The following is a 320-nucleotide window of genomic DNA, read 5'->3' as shown; positions in this document are numbered from 1 at the left end:
TAAGTAAGATCCCTCAAAGACGATGAGGTAGATAGGTTCGAGGTGGAAGTGTGGTGACACATGGAGCTGACGAATACTAATCGATCGAGGACTTAACCAAAAAAGTTTGAAACATTCAATGCACCGTTTATCCAGTTTTGAAAGAACAATTTCTTTCAACTAAGGGTTTCAAAATACTACGTATATTGAAAGCCGAAAATAGTCTAGTGATGATGGCAAAGAGGTCACACCCGTTCCCATACCGAACACGGAAGTTAAGCTCTTTAGCGCCGATGGTAGTTGGGGGCTTCCCCCTGTGAGAGTAGGACGTCGCTAGGCAC

The 320-nt window shown here is 44.1% G+C and carries 2 rRNA genes; both read left to right on the top strand.

Annotated features, from left to right (window positions below):
- Positions 1 to 100, top strand: a 23S ribosomal RNA gene (locus AC1DCY_RS28060); the annotation flags it as partial.
- 102 nt (positions 101 to 202) lie between these two features.
- Positions 203 to 318: ribosomal RNA gene (rrf, locus tag AC1DCY_RS28055) — 5S ribosomal RNA — on the top strand.
- Positions 319 to 320 lie beyond the last annotated feature (2 nt).

Source organism: Lysinibacillus sp. 10T31 (assembly GCF_056394365.1).
The sequence above is the reverse complement of the archived record's forward strand: the minus strand, read 5'-3'. Positions and strand labels throughout refer to the sequence as shown.